The following is a 15,906-nucleotide window of genomic DNA, read 5'->3' on the forward strand; positions in this document are numbered from 1 at the left end:
CATGTTACAGACTATCAAATCAACCGAGGCATGGGCACGAAGGGAGCACCCCGAGGGCTGATGCACCTAAAAAATAACAGTTTATGAAACAGATTCAAAACTTTGAACGCATGGTCCTCGACCTGTCAAAGACTGGTGTTAAAAAGCGGGTAGCCGTAGTATGCGCCACCGATGACCACACGCGATGGGCCGTGGAGCACGCTAAGGAAATGGGATTTGTAGAACCTATCTACATCGATAACGCCGATAAGGACCTCGCTGCCCGTGAAGCCGTGGCCTTGGTGAAGCATGGCGAGGCCGACCTTATGATGAAAGGGCTCATCAATAGCGACACGCTTCTTCACGCCATCCTCGATCGTGAGACCGGCATTCTGCCGCAAGGACGGGTGCTGACGCATGTGGGTGTGGCCGAAATGCACGCCTACCATAAGCTTATCGCTTACTCCGACGCCGCCGTCATCCCCTTTCCTACCCAAGAACAGCGTATTGCCCAAGTGGGCTACGTTACGGATATATGCCACAAACTCGGCATTGAGCAACCCAAAATATCGCTCATCCACTGCTCGGAAAAGGCCAATGCCAAGTATTTTCCCTTCACCGTGGGCTACGCCGACATCATCCGCATGGGGCAAGAGGGGGCGTTCGGGCCATGTATCATCGACGGTCCGTTAGACCTCAAGACTTCTTGCGACAAGCATAGCATGGATATTAAGGGTATCACCTCGCCCATCAGTGGCGACGCCGATGGCCTTATTTTCCCCAACATCGAGGCCGGAAACCTTTTCCACAAATCCATCACGCTGTTTTGCGAGGCCGAAGTAGCCTGCTTGCTCCAAGGCACTGAGGTACCCGTAGTGATGACCTCGCGAAGCGACAGCCGTGTTTCCAAGTTTTTCAGTTTGGCTCTCGGTGTGCTGATGGCAGAGTAGTTGGGGATTTTTGGGGGAATAGTGATGGACCAATCGGACGGGTAAGACCGGTCGGACTGATGGTAATGATAGATTAGTCAGGCCGGTTAAAGGGGTCGACTGATAGCATTAATGGACTAGTCGGACGGGTAGGACTGGTCAGACTTTTTACTATAAGCTTATTTTACCTTTATTATAACCTTATATTCTCTTTATTATAAGCTTATTTTATCTTTACTATAAACTTATATTCTCTTTACTACAACCTCATTTTATCTTTATTATAAAAAAGAACATCCTACCGGACCACTGTCCGGCAGGATGTTACTAAATAATTATTCTTAGTGGTGTTTCTGTCTAATCAAAAGCGACAGGATTTGGAAGCGTCTTGATTGTTATCCCTCGAGTTGTACCCGTAAGACCCTTAGCGGAATCCTTAATCTTTCCACTCTCTATCGGCTCACTTCCGTTAAGCTTATAGTAGAGTTCCAAACCGTCCGACTTCGGATCTACACCCAGCATGTTTTGCTGAATCTGATTCTCACTGCGGGCTACGCTCCATACACGTACTTCACTCATATATCCTCTGAAAGGACGCTCTCCCCATGGGAAGTTAGGAAGTTTACCGATGTTGAAACCAACGTCAGCATTGGGATCGAAGCCAGTAATATTCCATGCTGATTCAGCCCACTTGTTACCGTTCAGGTACAACACAGTCTTGCCCGAGTTACTATCAAAGGTAAGAGCTACGTGATACCATTTGTAAGTTTGCAAGGCTTCGGGTGCCTCATAGTGCTGACGACCGGCAGCCTGCAATATACCACGGGCTATACCTCCACCGGTATCACCTATGCGGAGAATCATCACACCTTCAGTTCCCATCACTGTATTGCTTGAACTGAACGACTCAGGATATATCAATGCCTCATAAGTAAACGACTTAAAGAATGTTCCTGATGGGAATTTCACTGAAATATAATTCGATGTGAAAGTTCCAACATTGGTAATTCTAATAGGCTTGCCCAAAATGATATACTCTATATCCGTGCCTTCAATAGTGGGCGCATCACCTGAACTAAGCCGTACGGGCAGCAAGTAAGATTTTCCTTCCACCAATTTGTCAAGGTTGGAGAGTGTCAACTTTACTTTGCTTGAGTAGATACTGCCTTGATCTATCGTAGCCGTCGTTTGCTGAAGTTTGGCGTCTGACGCGGAGAAAGGAATATAATTAGTGCCATATTTGGCATTATACTCATTCACAACCATAGTGTCAGCTATCTCATAAGACACGTTTACTCCTGCAGATTGTGCATTGGAAAGACGCGACATCAAGTCTACATCCATCGTAGTGCTTTCTTCTTGCACCACCACATTGTACTCTTTGCTTTCAAAATATACCTTTGGCTTCAGCAAATCGCTCTCGCTTTCGTTGCAAGCAGCAAACAAAGCCAGCGTAAACGCCACCGCCATATATCTGAATATGTGCTTTTTCATTTTATGTTTCATTTAAAGATGATTGATGTTTTTGCTTATTTCATCTGCTATTTGCCTGCTTCTTTCTGCTTGGCTTTCCACTCATTAAACACCTTTTGGTTAATCTGAATGGCCTGCCTCATCCACTTGTAGTTAGGCGTATTATCGTAGTCGTTATCAAAACGATAAGCACCAACACCACCCTTGTAGCCTTCGGTAGGCATAGCTGCGGCCTGCTTCAGTAACTGACCACCTGAACCGAAAGAAGACTCAAAGTTCTCTGTGATGATGAGTTTGCGAGGATCGAAGCCTAAGTTATTCAAGCTGGGCGCATAACCGTAAGCTTGTTGAATCCAATAATCTACATATCCATCGAGTTTCTCCGTTAAAAGATTGTAGTGACCGTCAATGCAAATCAGCTTATGACCTTTGCCTTCGGGGTCGCTCTTGGGGCCGATGTACTTATTCATTTCCTTTATGAGATAAATCAAGTGATCATTGGTTTCCAATGTACCGTCCATATCGAACACACCACTACCAATTTCCCAGTCGATGTCGTAGCCATCCCATTCGTTAGCTTCCAAGGAATCACAGAGCGCCTTGGCAAATTTGGCCAACGCAGCCTTATGGCTCTCCGATTCAAACTCACCGTTAAAGCCCCAATAATTCCAGCGAGCCTTCTTCTTAGCTTCAGCCAAACGTCGGGTATCAGCATGCCAACCTTCTTTTTCGGCCTGCTTTTCTACTTCCTCGTAAACATAGGCCGGCGTACGTCCTTTACCAAGATAAGAAAGCAAAGTTACTTCGAGTAACTTGGTACCCTTTACTTTCTGCACGAATTCTTTATCCGCTTTCTGCTCCGGTGTAATATCAAATCGACCGGGAGCGCCGCTCCACATCGAAACAATATCCATACTATCGGGCATGGAAGTCAGATAACCACGACGATAAGTGCCGGCGGGCGACCAGTTGGAGAACCAACCGAAGGCCACAGGACGGCCGTAGTTCACAGCCGACTGCTTATAAGCACGCAAATCAGCATAATACTTCTCGCTCTTCTCATCGTTGAGTGTGTTATATCCACCCACATGATCGAACTCTTTTGCCTCAACTTCTGTCATGTCAGAGCAGGATGTCAAAGCGAATCCTGCTGACAGTGCTAACAGCAAAGTATAATATTTCAGTATCTTCATTTGTTCTTACGATTTAAAGCATTATTTTTTATTGTCCCACCAAAGGCGTGTTCCGGCCTTGTCCTGACCGTCGCGCAGCAACATGCGGGCTTTATCAAGGTTCTCTATTTCTTCAGGAGAAGTAGCCTTATTAGTAGGATAACGCATGCGGCGCATGCCCATCTCGGTATCTACCTCACCATTGCTATTGTTCTTAGCAGCCTTGTGAAGCTTCGGATAACCGGTACGACGCCATTCGCTCCAAGCCTCTTGACCATTCGGGTAGAGAGCTATCCACTTCTGAATCATAATTTTCTCGAGCTTATTCTCAGTGCTTCCACCCCACTTCACCGTAGCGTTTGTAGGTGCATTTTCAGCAACTGACAATGTAGGATTATACACTTTCACACTATACTTGGCAGGTATAAGCCCGGAATTGATATAAGTATCCAATTCAGAAGCTGACACACCGTTTTCCTCAAACGACATGGCGATACCCTTCTTGTAAAGTTCCTCGGCATTGTCGCCCGTCATATTACGCAATGCAGCCTCAGCCAAGAGGAAATAAACCTCCGATGCACGCATCCAATAAGTAGGTGTGGAATTAGTGATATTAGGCTTAGAAGCGTCTTTGAACGTTGAGTTAGGACCATTCTCATGTCCCGTCGGTACAGCCAAATATTTACCATAGGCACCAAGCTCTACACCTTTATAGTGTGTCGAAGTCAAGAAATACTTGGGCAATCGTGGGTCTTGGTAACCACCCAAATAGGCAAACATTGAAGAACCCATACGACATTCATCGTACTGATTAATCAAATCACTGAGGTTATTCTTGAAAACAAGACCTGCGCCTCGCTCCATCTTGGCCTCATCATCCACTGTCTTCATGACACCATAAGGATTATTGATGGCCTGAAGAGCGTATTTCTGTGACAATGCATTGTCAGCATAGTACACACGCATGGCCAAACGCAACATCAAAGAATTGGCATAAACAATCCACTTCTTGACATCACCGCCATAAACAGCGTCGGCACTTTCCAACAGCTTTGTTGCTCCATGATCCAAATATTTCGACAAAACATCGATAGAAGTGGTAAGCTCTGCAAACATAGCTTTGTACACTTCCTCCTGACTATCATAGGGAACGGTGATCAAACCTTTACCGGCTTCCTTGTAAGGGATAGGACCAAACATGTCGGTAGCTTTGTGCCAAGCCGATATTTTGATGATTTGCGCTAAAGCAAAAACCTCGGGATAACCGGTTTCAGTCTTAGTCTTGATGTCTTGCCAAAAAGGAATCATCGTAGAATAGGACTCTGTATAAGATGAGGAAACCCAATTGTCCTTCAGGAAGTAGTTCAAGTTGTTAGGACCATTCCAGTTGTTATTTTGTCCGAAGTAGCCACTCCAGCAGTCCGCAGCCAAGTTATAGGCCGTTTGATAGCGGTTGACTACGTCGGTTCCATCAGCCTGCGTACCCAATGGCACCACGCATTTCTCCATGGCAGTGATGGGACCTCCAACTGAAATACCATCCATCAATCCCTCCTCGGGAAGCATTTCAAACTCATTGGTGTTGATTTTCTCAAAGTCACAAGCAGTGAACAGTGACAAAACAAATACACCTATTATATATTGATATGTTTTCTTTTTCATCGTTTTCAGAATTTAAACTTGACACTGAATCCATAACTTCTCAAACTGGGCTGCATGAAATAGTCGTTTCCTTGTCCGTAAGTGCCGGTAGAAGCGGTCATCTCCGGATCGAAAGGAGCCTTGCAATAAATCATCCATGGATTGGTAGCCACGAACGACAGCGTCAAATCGCGCAGCACATGGTTGAACCATGAGGGGTTGAACTTATAGCTCAAGGTCAGTTCTTGCAGACGAATATTGGTGGCACTATAGGTATAGTAGCCTGCCAAACCGGTCTCTCCGGTAGCCGTTAACGTGTAATAGTTCTTCGCATCGGTGAGTCCTTGGTTCGGAATCATCACACCACCGGCGTCACGAGCGTCGGCCGAGGCCTTTGAAACGCCAAAGCGATCGAGCAAAGCCTGCGTAGACGAAGTTACGATACCACCAAAACGAGCGTTGAACAAGAAGCTCAGACCAAAGTTCTTATAGCTGAATGAGTTGTTCCAACCCATCGTAAAGTCGGGCGTAGTCTTGCCTAAATAGATAGGAGTGACTGTTTCGAGACTGATACCACCTGAAGATGATACGTTAATAAAGCCTTGGTTATCCTTAGCCAAAACCTTGTTGGCGTAAATATCATTGATGGTTCCACCTACCTTCAGTATCACGCGACCGTTGTCTTTCTGTACTTCAGGAATATTGATGAGCTTCGGACTCATCGGATGTTGATAGTCCTTCACCATTTCCTTGATTTCGTTCACGTTCTTAGAGTAGGTCAATGAAGAGTTCCACTGCAAGTCACCGAAGTTATCATTGTAACCAATGGTCATTTCAACACCACGGTTCTCTACGTTACCTGCCTGCAAGTAAACAGCCTTGTAACCTGAGCTTTCGGGCAAATCGCCGATAAACGTTTGGTTGTAAGTATTCGACTTATACCATGTGAAATCGAAAGACAACTTCTTAAAGAAGCGCGCCGTGATACCCACTTCGTACGACTTGGTACGCTCGGCCTTGTAATCGGTAAACGGATAGATGTCGGTTGACTTCAAGCTACCGCCTACGATAGGAGTTGTAATGGTACCGGGAGTCATACCCGAGCGTGAAACGGGAGAACCTACCTCGGTATATGAACCTCTTACTTTCAAATAAGAAACAAACTTGGGTAACTTCACCATTTCAGAAACGATACCCGACAAACCTACTGAAGGATAGAAGAACGACTCCTCTTTAGAGTTAACCAAACGAGAGTTCCAGTCGTTACGGCCGGTCAATGTAAGGTAAACCATGCTCTTCCAACCCAATTCGGCGCTGGCGAAAGCCGCTACATTGCGCACCTTGGTATCGCCTCCGGACTCACGTATCTTGCTATCAGAAGGATCGACGTTGGTCAATGAGAACTTATTGGGCACCAATACCAAGTTACCTCCGTAGCCTCGGGTGAGCGAAGCGTAATCAGAATAGCTGTAACCTACGTTGGCTGCCAAGCTGAACTCACCGAAACGCTTGTTGATATTGGCAATGGCGTCGATATAAGTTTGGTGATCCTTATAGTTATAATAGTCGTAAGCACCCTTGGCCTTGGCGAAATATTCGTACGAAGAGGCGTAAACCTTACGCTCGCTGGTCATAAACGACTTGTCAAGACGTACACGTCCGGCCACGCTCAGCCAATCAAAGATGTTGTAAGTGAGGCCTGCGTTAAACATATAGCGGTCCTTATCGTCGGGCGCTACGTTGCGATAAGCGGTCCAATAGGGGTTTTGGTTGGCGAAACGACCATCTTTCAACGGCCAATACTGCAATGGGAAATTGCGTACATTGTCGTAACGCTCGAATGTCTTGATGTCCTCGAACGACTCACCACGGGGGAAGAGATAGGCCGCAACGATGGGGTTCCAGTATTCACCCTGCGAAACCATGTTGTTATCCTTCTGCTTTACGTAAGAAGCTCCTAAGTCGAGCTGCACCTTTCCCTTGAAAAGTTTCGACGTATTGCGAATGGTGAAGTTGTATCTGTCGTATGTATTATTGGGTACAATGCCCTTAGAGTTGGTAGAAGCAATCGACGCGAAGGTTTGATTAAACTCATTACCGGTGTTTACTGTCAACGCATTGATAAAGTTGGTACCCGTGCGGAAGAAGTCCTTTGCGGGGTCATAGCTGCTCGGAGTAGCGAGTTTCTCTCCCCAACTCTCGTATGCTCCTGCCTTGTTACCATAGGTATTTTGGAACTCGGGCATGATAAACGGACGGCTGAAGTCGGCCGATGAGGAGTAAGCTATCTCTAAACGACCTTCCTTTCCCTTCTTTGTGGTGATGAGAATGGCACCGTTGGCGGCGTTACTACCATAAAGAGCGGCTGCCGAAGGACCGGCCAATACGTTGATACTCTCAATATCCTCGGGGTTGAAGTCGGCAATACCTTCACTGCTTACACGACCTTCGCCCATGATACCGCTATCCTTGCCACCGCTGAAGTTAAACAACGGCATACCGTCGATAACGTAAAGCACGTTGTTATCGCCCTCGATTGATTTGGCACCACGCATGATTACACGGGTAGCACCACCCACACCGCTGGCACTTTTCGATATACTTACACCGGCAACCTTACCATTCAATGAGTTAACAAAGTTGGCGTCCTTGTTGCGGGTGAGCTCTTCGCTCGATACTTTCTGCACGTTATAGCTCAATGCTTTCTCAGCACGCTTGATACCCAAGGCCGTAACGACTACCTCGTTGAGCACCTTGGAATCCTCGGTAAGGGTGAGCTTACGAGCCGCGTTTGAGGCTTTTACCTCACGAGTGGCAAAGCCTACGTAGGTAAGTTCGAGCGTTTCGGCGGGCTCGGCGTTGATAGTGAAATTACCATCAAGGTCGGTTACCGTGGCGCGCTTCGAGCCTTTCACTCTCACCGATACGCCGGGCAGCGGCTCGCCTTTGTCGTCTACCACTTGTCCGGTTACCTTTGCCGTTGATTGTGAGACCGATGCGGTCTGCTCTTTCTGCTTGGATTTGGACATGATGATGATATGCCGGTCGGTAATCGTGTATTCTAAATCCGACCCGCGGAGCATTTCTTTCAACAAATCGGCCAACGCTATGTCTTGTGAACTTACGTTTACGGTTTTTGTTAAGTTAATAGTATTCTGTCCGTAGTCTACTGATTTGGCTGTTTGTTTCTCAATTGCGGTAATCAAACTCTTCATGGTGAGTTTCTTTTCCTGCAACTTTATCTTTTGATTCTGAGCCCAAACGGCCGATGATAGGATCAATAAGGCGGCTACGGATACCACTTTGGGTCTTGCCAATATTGACCATGTACATTTCTTAATTAATTGTTTCATGATGTAGTATCAGATAAAAATTGATAGGGGGAGTAACTTTACTGTTAATAGTTAAATAGGTTTTTTCAGGTTTTCTTTGCTATCGGCGACCTCCTTTCTTTGTACTTAGGGTTATAGACTGTTGTTTATGATGAAATACTAAATTGCCTGCTATTTTGCTGATGACGGTCATCACTTCGTCAATACGCTCATCGTTCTTGAAGCTCATGGTATATGTACGATTCATATCGACCGATGGTGACACGTTGAACTCTACGTTATACTTGCGTCCCAGCTCACGAAGCACATTGCGCAAGGGCGCTTGCTCAAAGTTAAGATCGCCATTGATCCACGCCTTATACTTATCGCTGTCGACCAAGAGCTTACGCATTTTGCCGCTGAAACGGTTGTAGAGCAACTGCTCATTGGGCTCCAACACCTCCGAATGGTTCATGCCCGCCACCTGCACACGGCCCTCCTCGAGCGTCGTGGTGATGGTTTCGTCGTTGGGATAGGCCTTAACGTTGAAGTGGGTGCCCAATACTTTTATGCTGAGATTGCCTGTATGGACGATAAAGGGATGGTCGGCGTCTTTTGAAACCTCGAAATGGGCCTCGCCTTCCAAGTACACCTCACGCTTGGAAGCGTAGCTGTTAAAGGATTTGGGATAGAAAATGGTCGACCCGGCATTGAGTTTCACCCTCGTACCGTCAGAAAGCAGCAGGCTGTCGGTGGTGCCATTGCCCACGTTACACTGCATCATTTCGCTCGAACGGGCGTAATACGACGAGGCCAAAAGCCAAACCGAGGCGCCCATGGCAAGGGGAAGAACAAACAAGGCGGCGTATTTCATGATACGACGGCGCAGCTTCTTGGCCTTCAAATCGTCCTCGTAAGCGTCGCGACGGGCCCTAAACTGCTCGAGGGCCTGCGAAAGGCGGGCACTGTCCTCGGCTGCCGGCTCGTCCCAAACAGCCTTCAAAGCGGCTTCCTTGGCCTCCTCGTCCTCATGGCTCGTTATCCATCGGGCCACACGCGACCAATGGCGGCGCGCTATGAGCCGGTCGGTGAATAATCGTATAATGTGGTATGCTGATTGCTTATCCATGGTTTCGTTGTTTGTAAAGAAGACAATGAAAACACGGAACGCACGTAGTTAAAAAGCGTTAAAGGTTTAATTGGTCAGATGATGCACCATGATTTCGACCACGGCCAGCAACATCAGCCGCCTCAACTCGGCCAAAGCCGCCGATATATGGGTTTCCACGGTACGCTTACTGATACTCAATCGCTCGGCTATCTCCTCGTTTTTGAGTCCTTCTATGCGGCTCATGGTGAATATCTTACGCCGTTGCGGCGGCATTTGGTCGATATGTTGGTGAATAATCTCCATGAGTTCCTTGCTGTAAAGCGACTCCTCGATGTTGGCATTATCCTCTACCTCAAGGCTCTCGGCCGGCCCCCGGTGCTCTCTTACCATGCGCTTCAAGGCGTTGAGGGCGGCGTTTTTGGCCATCATATATATGTAGGCGTCGAGCGTTTCGATAGCGGCTATCCTATCGCGCTGTATCCACAGCTTCATGAAAATGTCCTGCGCTATGTTCTCGGCCTCGTATTCGTCGCCGCAAAAGCCAAGGACGAATTGCTTCACCCTTGGATAATAGCGTGTGAAAATCATGTCGAAAGCTTTTCTTTCGTCATGGGTCAACGCTATTGAAAGTACCGTATCGGCGTCAAATTCTAACATGATGACACGAGGTTATGATGATTATAAACGCAAAAATACTATAAAAAGCGTCAATAACACCTTATCTATCGGTAAATTAACGCATTTTAGTCATCATATCAACACTTTACGCTAAAAACGCCATAGAATAGCGCCGATGATTTTGTCAGACCGCAAGAAACGATTATATTTGCAACGACAGTTTCAGTAAGTCACCTAAACTACGCTTCATGAGAATACTTGTTATCAACCCGGGGTCTACCTCTACCAAGATGGCAGTGTACGAAGATACCACCCCACTTGTGCTTCGTTCCATTCCCCATTCCACAGAAGAACTTTCTCGTTTTAACTCCGTCACGGACCAGTTTGGCTTTCGCAAACAATTGGTGCTCGATGAATTGGAGCGCACCCACACCGAGTTTCGCTTCGACGCGGTCATCGGTCGGGGCGGATTGGCTAAGCCCGTGGCGGGTGGCGTGTACGCCATCAACCAACGAATGCTCGACGACGTGCGCACCGCCGTTCACAAACACGCCTGCGACTTGGGATGTATCATCGCCTACGAGATAGCCCGTGAGATTCCCGGTTGCCGCTGTTTCATAGCCGACCCCGGCGTAGTAGACGAGCTATTGCCACCGGCCCGCATCAGCGGATCGCCCATCATGCCCCGTATTTGTATATGGCACGCCCTGAACCAACGGGCCATTGCCCGCCGATTTGCCATGCAGATAGGCAAGCGTTATGAAGACCTGAACCTCATTATCTGCCACTTGGGCGGGGGTATTTCCATCGCCGCGCACGACCACGGACGAGCCATCGACGCCAACAACGCCCTCGACGGCGAGGGTCCTTTCTCACCCGAGCGGGCCGGTTCGCTGCCGGCGGCCGACCTCATACGCCTTTGTTTCAGCGGCAAATATACCGAGGAGCAACTTCTGAAGAAAGTAGCGGGCGAGGCAGGGCTCATCGCCCACTTGGGCACTAACGACGTAAAGGAAATTCAGGAGCGCATAGCCAAGGGCGATAAGCACGCCGAGCTTATTCTCGACGCCATGATATACCATACCGCCAAGCACATAGCGGCCCAGTCGGCGGTGCTTTGTGGCCATATCGACGCCATACTGCTGACGGGCGGCATGGCCCGAAGCGAGTATATCATCAGCCGCTTACGCCGGCGCATAGGCTTCCTCGCACCCACTTATTGCTACCCGGGCGAGGACGAAATGCAGGCCTTGGCCATGAACGCCTTGTCGGTTTTACAAGGTCAGGTAGAAGCCAAGGAGTACGTATAGGCCCGTCGGGGCAGGGCCATGGGGCCTATCCCGCCTATAGGTTATATATATAATAAGGTATAGTATATGAATTCCAAGCAACAAATCAAGGAGATAAAAGCCTCCCTAAGGGGCGAATACACCTACACGAAAGGCCGAAAAACAGCGCTGATTATCATAGCGTTAGCCCTCATCGTGGGAGGAATGGCGACGCTCTACATGGCCTACCCCGAAACCAAAGGGGGCTTTTGGGATTACGGTTTGGGGCTTTTGGGCTTGTCATTGTGGGCCTTTGGCGCTGTCATAGTGGCCCTTTTGCGCCACCAAAAGGCCACGCTTGAACGCGACCGCATATCTTCTACCTCCTTATTGGCCACTCGCACGCTTTTATTACACGAAATCAAGGGCGTCCGCACGGGCAATCACGCCATTAAGTTCATACCCAAGAGCTACGAACAAAAGGCCGTGAGCTTCGCCACTTACTACCGTGACTACGACCAAATACAGCTTTGGGCGTACGAAAACTTTACCGATTTAGACGAGAAAGACGAACAAGCAAGATTAAAACAGATAACCCACGACCCACGCTACGGCCGCAACGAGCAGGAAAGGTTAGCCAAGGTAAACCGCTACAAGAGGCGATTGAGGCCGCTCAACATACTTGCGGCCATCGTATTTGTGGCGGTTGTCTTCTTTCCCAAAGAGCTTTATCCCTGCAACATCATCGCTTGCGCCCTGCTGCCCTTGGTCGCCGTGGCCATTCATGTGGGCAGTAAAGGCCTCGTTTTGTACGATTCCAACGCTAAATCACGCCTGCCTTCGGTAGGCACGACGCTGATCTTTTCGCTCGGCGCCCTGCTTATTAACGCCTTAAGAGGCGCCAATATCATGGACTACACACGGTTTTGGTTGCCTTTCCTCATGGTATTGGGAGCGCTGACGGCCATTGTCACCGTCGCCGAATGGTACATTACCCATAGTAAGTCGTCGGTAATTGTACCCCTGACGGTAGCGCTTCTCTTTGGTTCGGCTTACAGTTACTCCGTCGTAACGATAGGAAACGAGCTCTTCGACAAGTCGTCGCCCATCACCTATCGCACGAAAATATTGCATAAATGGCACTCGTCAAGGCGCTCAGTAAGTTACACTCTGAAACTGACCCCGTGGGAACAAGGCATGGATACGCAAAAAGTAAAGGTTACAGTAAGGCAATACAGGCGGGTAAGCACAGGCGACAGCATTAGCGTAAACTGCTATCAGGGCGCCTTAGGCATACCTTATTTTAACGTGGTTATACCGTAAAGGAGATAAAAAAGAAGCCCCCTTTTCCCGTAAATCATGCGATATGGGGAAAAAGGGGCTTGCCTTTTGATTCTCTATTTTCAGCCTCCGGAACCGGTCCGGAGCAGTTTTTACTTCACTTCTATCAAGTTTGAGGGCTTGCTCTCGGCGTTATCGGCCTTATTAACCGCCGTAACAAAGTAGCTGCCCGCTGCCGAAACGGTGGCCGAGGCCTCACGTGTTATCTTCACGAGGGTGGCTGTTTGGCCGGTGCCATTGCTGCGGTAAACGGCATAATAGGCGTTGGCCATGGCGTTCCACGTAAGGTTGCGGCCCGTAACTTTCAAGCTCGAGACGGCCGCGGGGGCCTTGGCTTCCTGCTTACCGAGGTAAGGCGGCAGCGCGGGGTCTTTGTAAACACGCTTGATAACCGACATAATATCTACCTTATTATTAACCAAGTCGCGGGCGCTATAGAGCACGCTGCCCTGCACCTTGCGCTTCGTGGCGGCATAATCGAACTGGGCCTGAAGGTCGGCCGAGGTTTGGTAAATGGCCGACTGCGTAGGGTCGCCAAAGCGATAGAGCCCATAGCCTACCATGAGGGCGTTCTTATAGGTATATTGCGACCACCATGTGAGGTACTGGTTAAAGTCGGTTGAGCCTTTGCCCGTGGCGAAATAAATCTGCGGAATGATGACTTCGGTCCATCCTTCCTGCGACCATTTCGTTACGTCGGCATACAAGAGATTGTAGTTATTGTTATAATTGGCGGCCGGACTGATAGAGAACACCACGTTGGGACGGGTGGCCTGAATAACGTCGTGCAGGCCTTTGACAACCTGATTGACGTTATCGCGTCTGAAATCGGCTATGTTGTCAAATTTGGCTTTGCCGTATTTCTCGTACTCGGCGTTGTCGTTCATGCTCTCGCTTTTATCCAAACTGGGATAGAAGTAGTCGTCCATGTGAATGCCATCCACGTCGTATTTCGTCACAAGATCTTTCACTATATCCATGATACGCTGCCTTACTTCGGGCAAAGCGGGGTTATATACCCTTATCTTGGCGTAGTCCTTGGTCATGGAAGCGGGTATCTTGGCGTCGAGTTTTGGGAAACTTTGGTCGCTACCGGCCCTTGTGGCTATGCGGTAAGGGTTGATCCAAGCATGGAAACCGATACCTCTCTTGTGGGCTTCGTCTATCATGAACCTCATCACATCGTAGCCGGGATCTTTTCCGGCCACGTTAGTGATGTTCTTACTCCACGGCTCATAGGTCGAGTTATAGAAGGCGTCGGCCATGCCACGCACCTGAACGAAGACGGCATTGATATTGTTCTCGGCAAAAAGATCAAGGTACTTGGTGTACAAAGCCTTCTGTGCGGCCATGTCATATTTACCCTGCGGCCAGTCTATTCCCCACACGGTGGCCATCCACACGCCCCGAAGTTCCTTGCGGGGAAGCTCTATTTGGCTTGCGGATTGCCCGCCCCCGGGCACTTCCGGGGTATCGGGCGTATCGGGATCGCTGCCCCCACAGGCGGCCAACAGTACGGTGACGCACACGCCGAGGGCTACTTTCGCGTATTTCAAAGACTTAAAAAGATTGTTCTTCATCGCTGTTCAATAATTAATCTTCTGACTTCTTGATGGGGAACTCGGCAAAGGCGAAACCTGAATCAGCACGCGACGCGAACAGATAAAGCTTCATATCCTTGCCGTCGGGGCCCTTTTCAATGTAGTAATTGGTTTGGGCTATACCGGCGCCATTGCCCGAACCGCCCAAGTAGAAGGTATAAACGGGGTTGTGGTCATCGGCTTTATCAAAGTTGGCGAGGGCTTCTTCCACCGTCGCTCCCTTGGAAATATCGTACACATAGATACCGGGAATGGCCTTGCTGGTGCTTCCATGGGCCGCCGGACACATCATGAGGTAGCGTGAGTTGTTGAAAGTGAACACACGGGCTGCCACACCTTCGGCTACCGTACTTCCTTTTACCATGGTGTATTTGGGGCTCACGGACTCATCGGTCAGCGTAACGGGCAGGCGCAAACCGCTCCATATATATTCCGAAGTGTCGCCAACGCGGAACACAGTCATAGGAAGTCCGGCGTTACCATCTGACGGGAATACTACCGGGGAGCCTATCGTCTTATGGTTTGACACCGTAAGTCGCAATATCTTCGAGGAGGTATTATCGCCAAAGAAGATGAAACCATTGCCGTTCTTATCGATATTGAGCGACATATTATCACCATGACGATTGGCCGCGTCGGGAATATCGGCCACCTTAATATTGGCCAATACCTCGGGCTTAGAGGTCGGTGTGTCCCAGTAATATATCTTTAACGGCGAGGCTTTAGCGCCCGACAAGGTTGCCAAATATACATGTCCGTTGGCCAAGGCACCCATATTGTAAGCATAGGTACCGCCTGAAACATCGGTCAGGTCAAGCATGATGGGGGCAATCTTGCCTTGTTTCAGGTCGGAAACCTTCAGCAAGTGAGGCTTCGTAGCCCTCGATACGACGAGCACATGCTGGCCATCGAAGTCGCCACAACGTGTAAGCAGCGACCGATAGTCGGCATAAAGGTGGTCGCCGGAGAAGTTATAAAGCGTTGGTTGGTCGAAATCGGCGCCGTAAACGGGTATGCGTTTCCTCACTTTCATGAAGTAATCCTTGTAGCGATTGTGGTTTTTGACACGCACGACAAGCGTTTTGAAAGCGTCGGCCTCGTCCATCGAGAAGTTATAAACGGTTTCCTCAAGGGCCGAACCCTCGGAAACGGAGGCCTCTACCCGCAGGGCCGAGAAGTCGGTTGCGGGGTCGATACGAGGAAAGTTGATGATACGGTTGGCCTCATCGACGGTGCCTTCCACCACCTCAGTACCATCAGGACCGGCATTAAGAATCTTGATGGATAGAAGATCCGTGGCATAAGGAGCCTCTTGTGCGGAGGGATAATCGTCGCCGCAGCCCATCAGGCCAAGGCTCAAGAGGGCCGTTGCGCAGCTAATGATATATGTTTTATTGATACGCATAATCTTAATATCTTTATTGGAATTGGATTAATTGTTAGTCGAAGGCCATCCCTCGGT

11 protein-coding genes are annotated in these 15,906 nt (G+C 48.8%); 3 read left to right on the forward strand and 8 right to left on the reverse strand.

The window, feature by feature from the left end; all coding sequences use genetic code 11:
- Positions 1 to 83: 83 nt before the first annotated feature.
- Positions 84 to 929, forward strand: coding sequence for a phosphate acyltransferase (locus VIR50_RS08190; RefSeq protein WP_331934652.1), 846 nt, complete (start codon positions 84 to 86; stop codon positions 927 to 929).
- A gap of 336 nt (positions 930 to 1,265) precedes the next feature.
- Here VIR50_RS08190 and VIR50_RS08195 read toward each other — a convergent pair whose 3' ends face one another.
- The 6 genes from VIR50_RS08195 to VIR50_RS08220 all read right to left on the reverse strand — a co-directional run bounded on the left by VIR50_RS08195 (position 1,266) and on the right by VIR50_RS08220 (position 10,273).
- Entirely contained in the window at positions 1,266 to 2,402 is a 1,137-nt protein-coding gene (locus VIR50_RS08195) for a DUF1735 and LamG domain-containing protein (protein ID WP_331934653.1), read from the reverse strand.
- Between the two features lie 47 nt (positions 2,403 to 2,449).
- Complete coding sequence (locus VIR50_RS08200) at positions 2,450 to 3,574, reverse strand: glycoside hydrolase family 18 (RefSeq protein ID WP_331934654.1); 1,125 nt, start codon at positions 3,572 to 3,574, stop codon at positions 2,450 to 2,452.
- A gap of 21 nt (positions 3,575 to 3,595) precedes the next feature.
- Positions 3,596 to 5,215 carry a SusD/RagB family nutrient-binding outer membrane lipoprotein gene (locus VIR50_RS08205; protein ID WP_331934655.1) on the reverse strand — a complete coding sequence of 540 codons (1,620 nt, stop codon included), beginning with the start codon at positions 5,213 to 5,215 and terminating at the stop codon, positions 3,596 to 3,598.
- 5 nt (positions 5,216 to 5,220) lie between these two features.
- Positions 5,221 to 8,547: a TonB-dependent receptor gene (locus VIR50_RS08210; RefSeq protein ID WP_331934656.1), complete on the reverse strand. Its 3,327-nt coding sequence runs from the start codon at positions 8,545 to 8,547 to the stop codon at positions 5,221 to 5,223.
- A 79-nt stretch (positions 8,548 to 8,626) separates the two neighbouring features.
- Positions 8,627 to 9,634, reverse strand: coding sequence for a FecR family protein (locus VIR50_RS08215; RefSeq protein WP_331934657.1), 1,008 nt, complete (start codon positions 9,632 to 9,634; stop codon positions 8,627 to 8,629).
- A 66-nt stretch (positions 9,635 to 9,700) separates the two neighbouring features.
- On the reverse strand, positions 9,701 to 10,273 hold the full coding sequence (locus VIR50_RS08220; protein WP_331934658.1) for an RNA polymerase sigma-70 factor: 573 nt from the start codon (positions 10,271 to 10,273) through the stop codon (positions 9,701 to 9,703).
- A gap of 209 nt (positions 10,274 to 10,482) precedes the next feature.
- Between VIR50_RS08220 and buk the strand changes: the two genes are divergently transcribed.
- Both buk and VIR50_RS08230 read left to right on the forward strand, forming a co-directional pair.
- Positions 10,483 to 11,544: a butyrate kinase gene (gene buk, locus VIR50_RS08225; protein ID WP_331934659.1), complete on the forward strand. Its 1,062-nt coding sequence runs from the start codon at positions 10,483 to 10,485 to the stop codon at positions 11,542 to 11,544.
- 66 nt (positions 11,545 to 11,610) lie between these two features.
- Entirely contained in the window at positions 11,611 to 12,825 is a 1,215-nt protein-coding gene (locus VIR50_RS08230; RefSeq protein ID WP_331934660.1) for a hypothetical protein, read from the forward strand.
- A 110-nt stretch (positions 12,826 to 12,935) separates the two neighbouring features.
- Here the strand turns inward: VIR50_RS08230 and VIR50_RS08235 are convergent, their stop codons facing one another.
- A complete protein-coding gene (locus VIR50_RS08235; protein ID WP_331934661.1) occupies positions 12,936 to 14,423 on the reverse strand; it encodes a glycoside hydrolase family 10 protein in 1,488 nt (495 codons plus the stop codon).
- A 13-nt stretch (positions 14,424 to 14,436) separates the two neighbouring features.
- The gene (locus VIR50_RS08240) at positions 14,437 to 15,849 is read right to left on the reverse strand and encodes a DUF4623 domain-containing protein (RefSeq protein ID WP_331934662.1); all 1,413 of its coding nucleotides are present in this window, start codon (positions 15,847 to 15,849) and stop codon (positions 14,437 to 14,439) included.
- Positions 15,850 to 15,906 lie beyond the last annotated feature (57 nt).

The sequence above is a fragment of the Prevotella sp. genome, from assembly GCF_036570325.1.
Taxonomy (GTDB): domain Bacteria; phylum Bacteroidota; class Bacteroidia; order Bacteroidales; family Bacteroidaceae; genus Prevotella.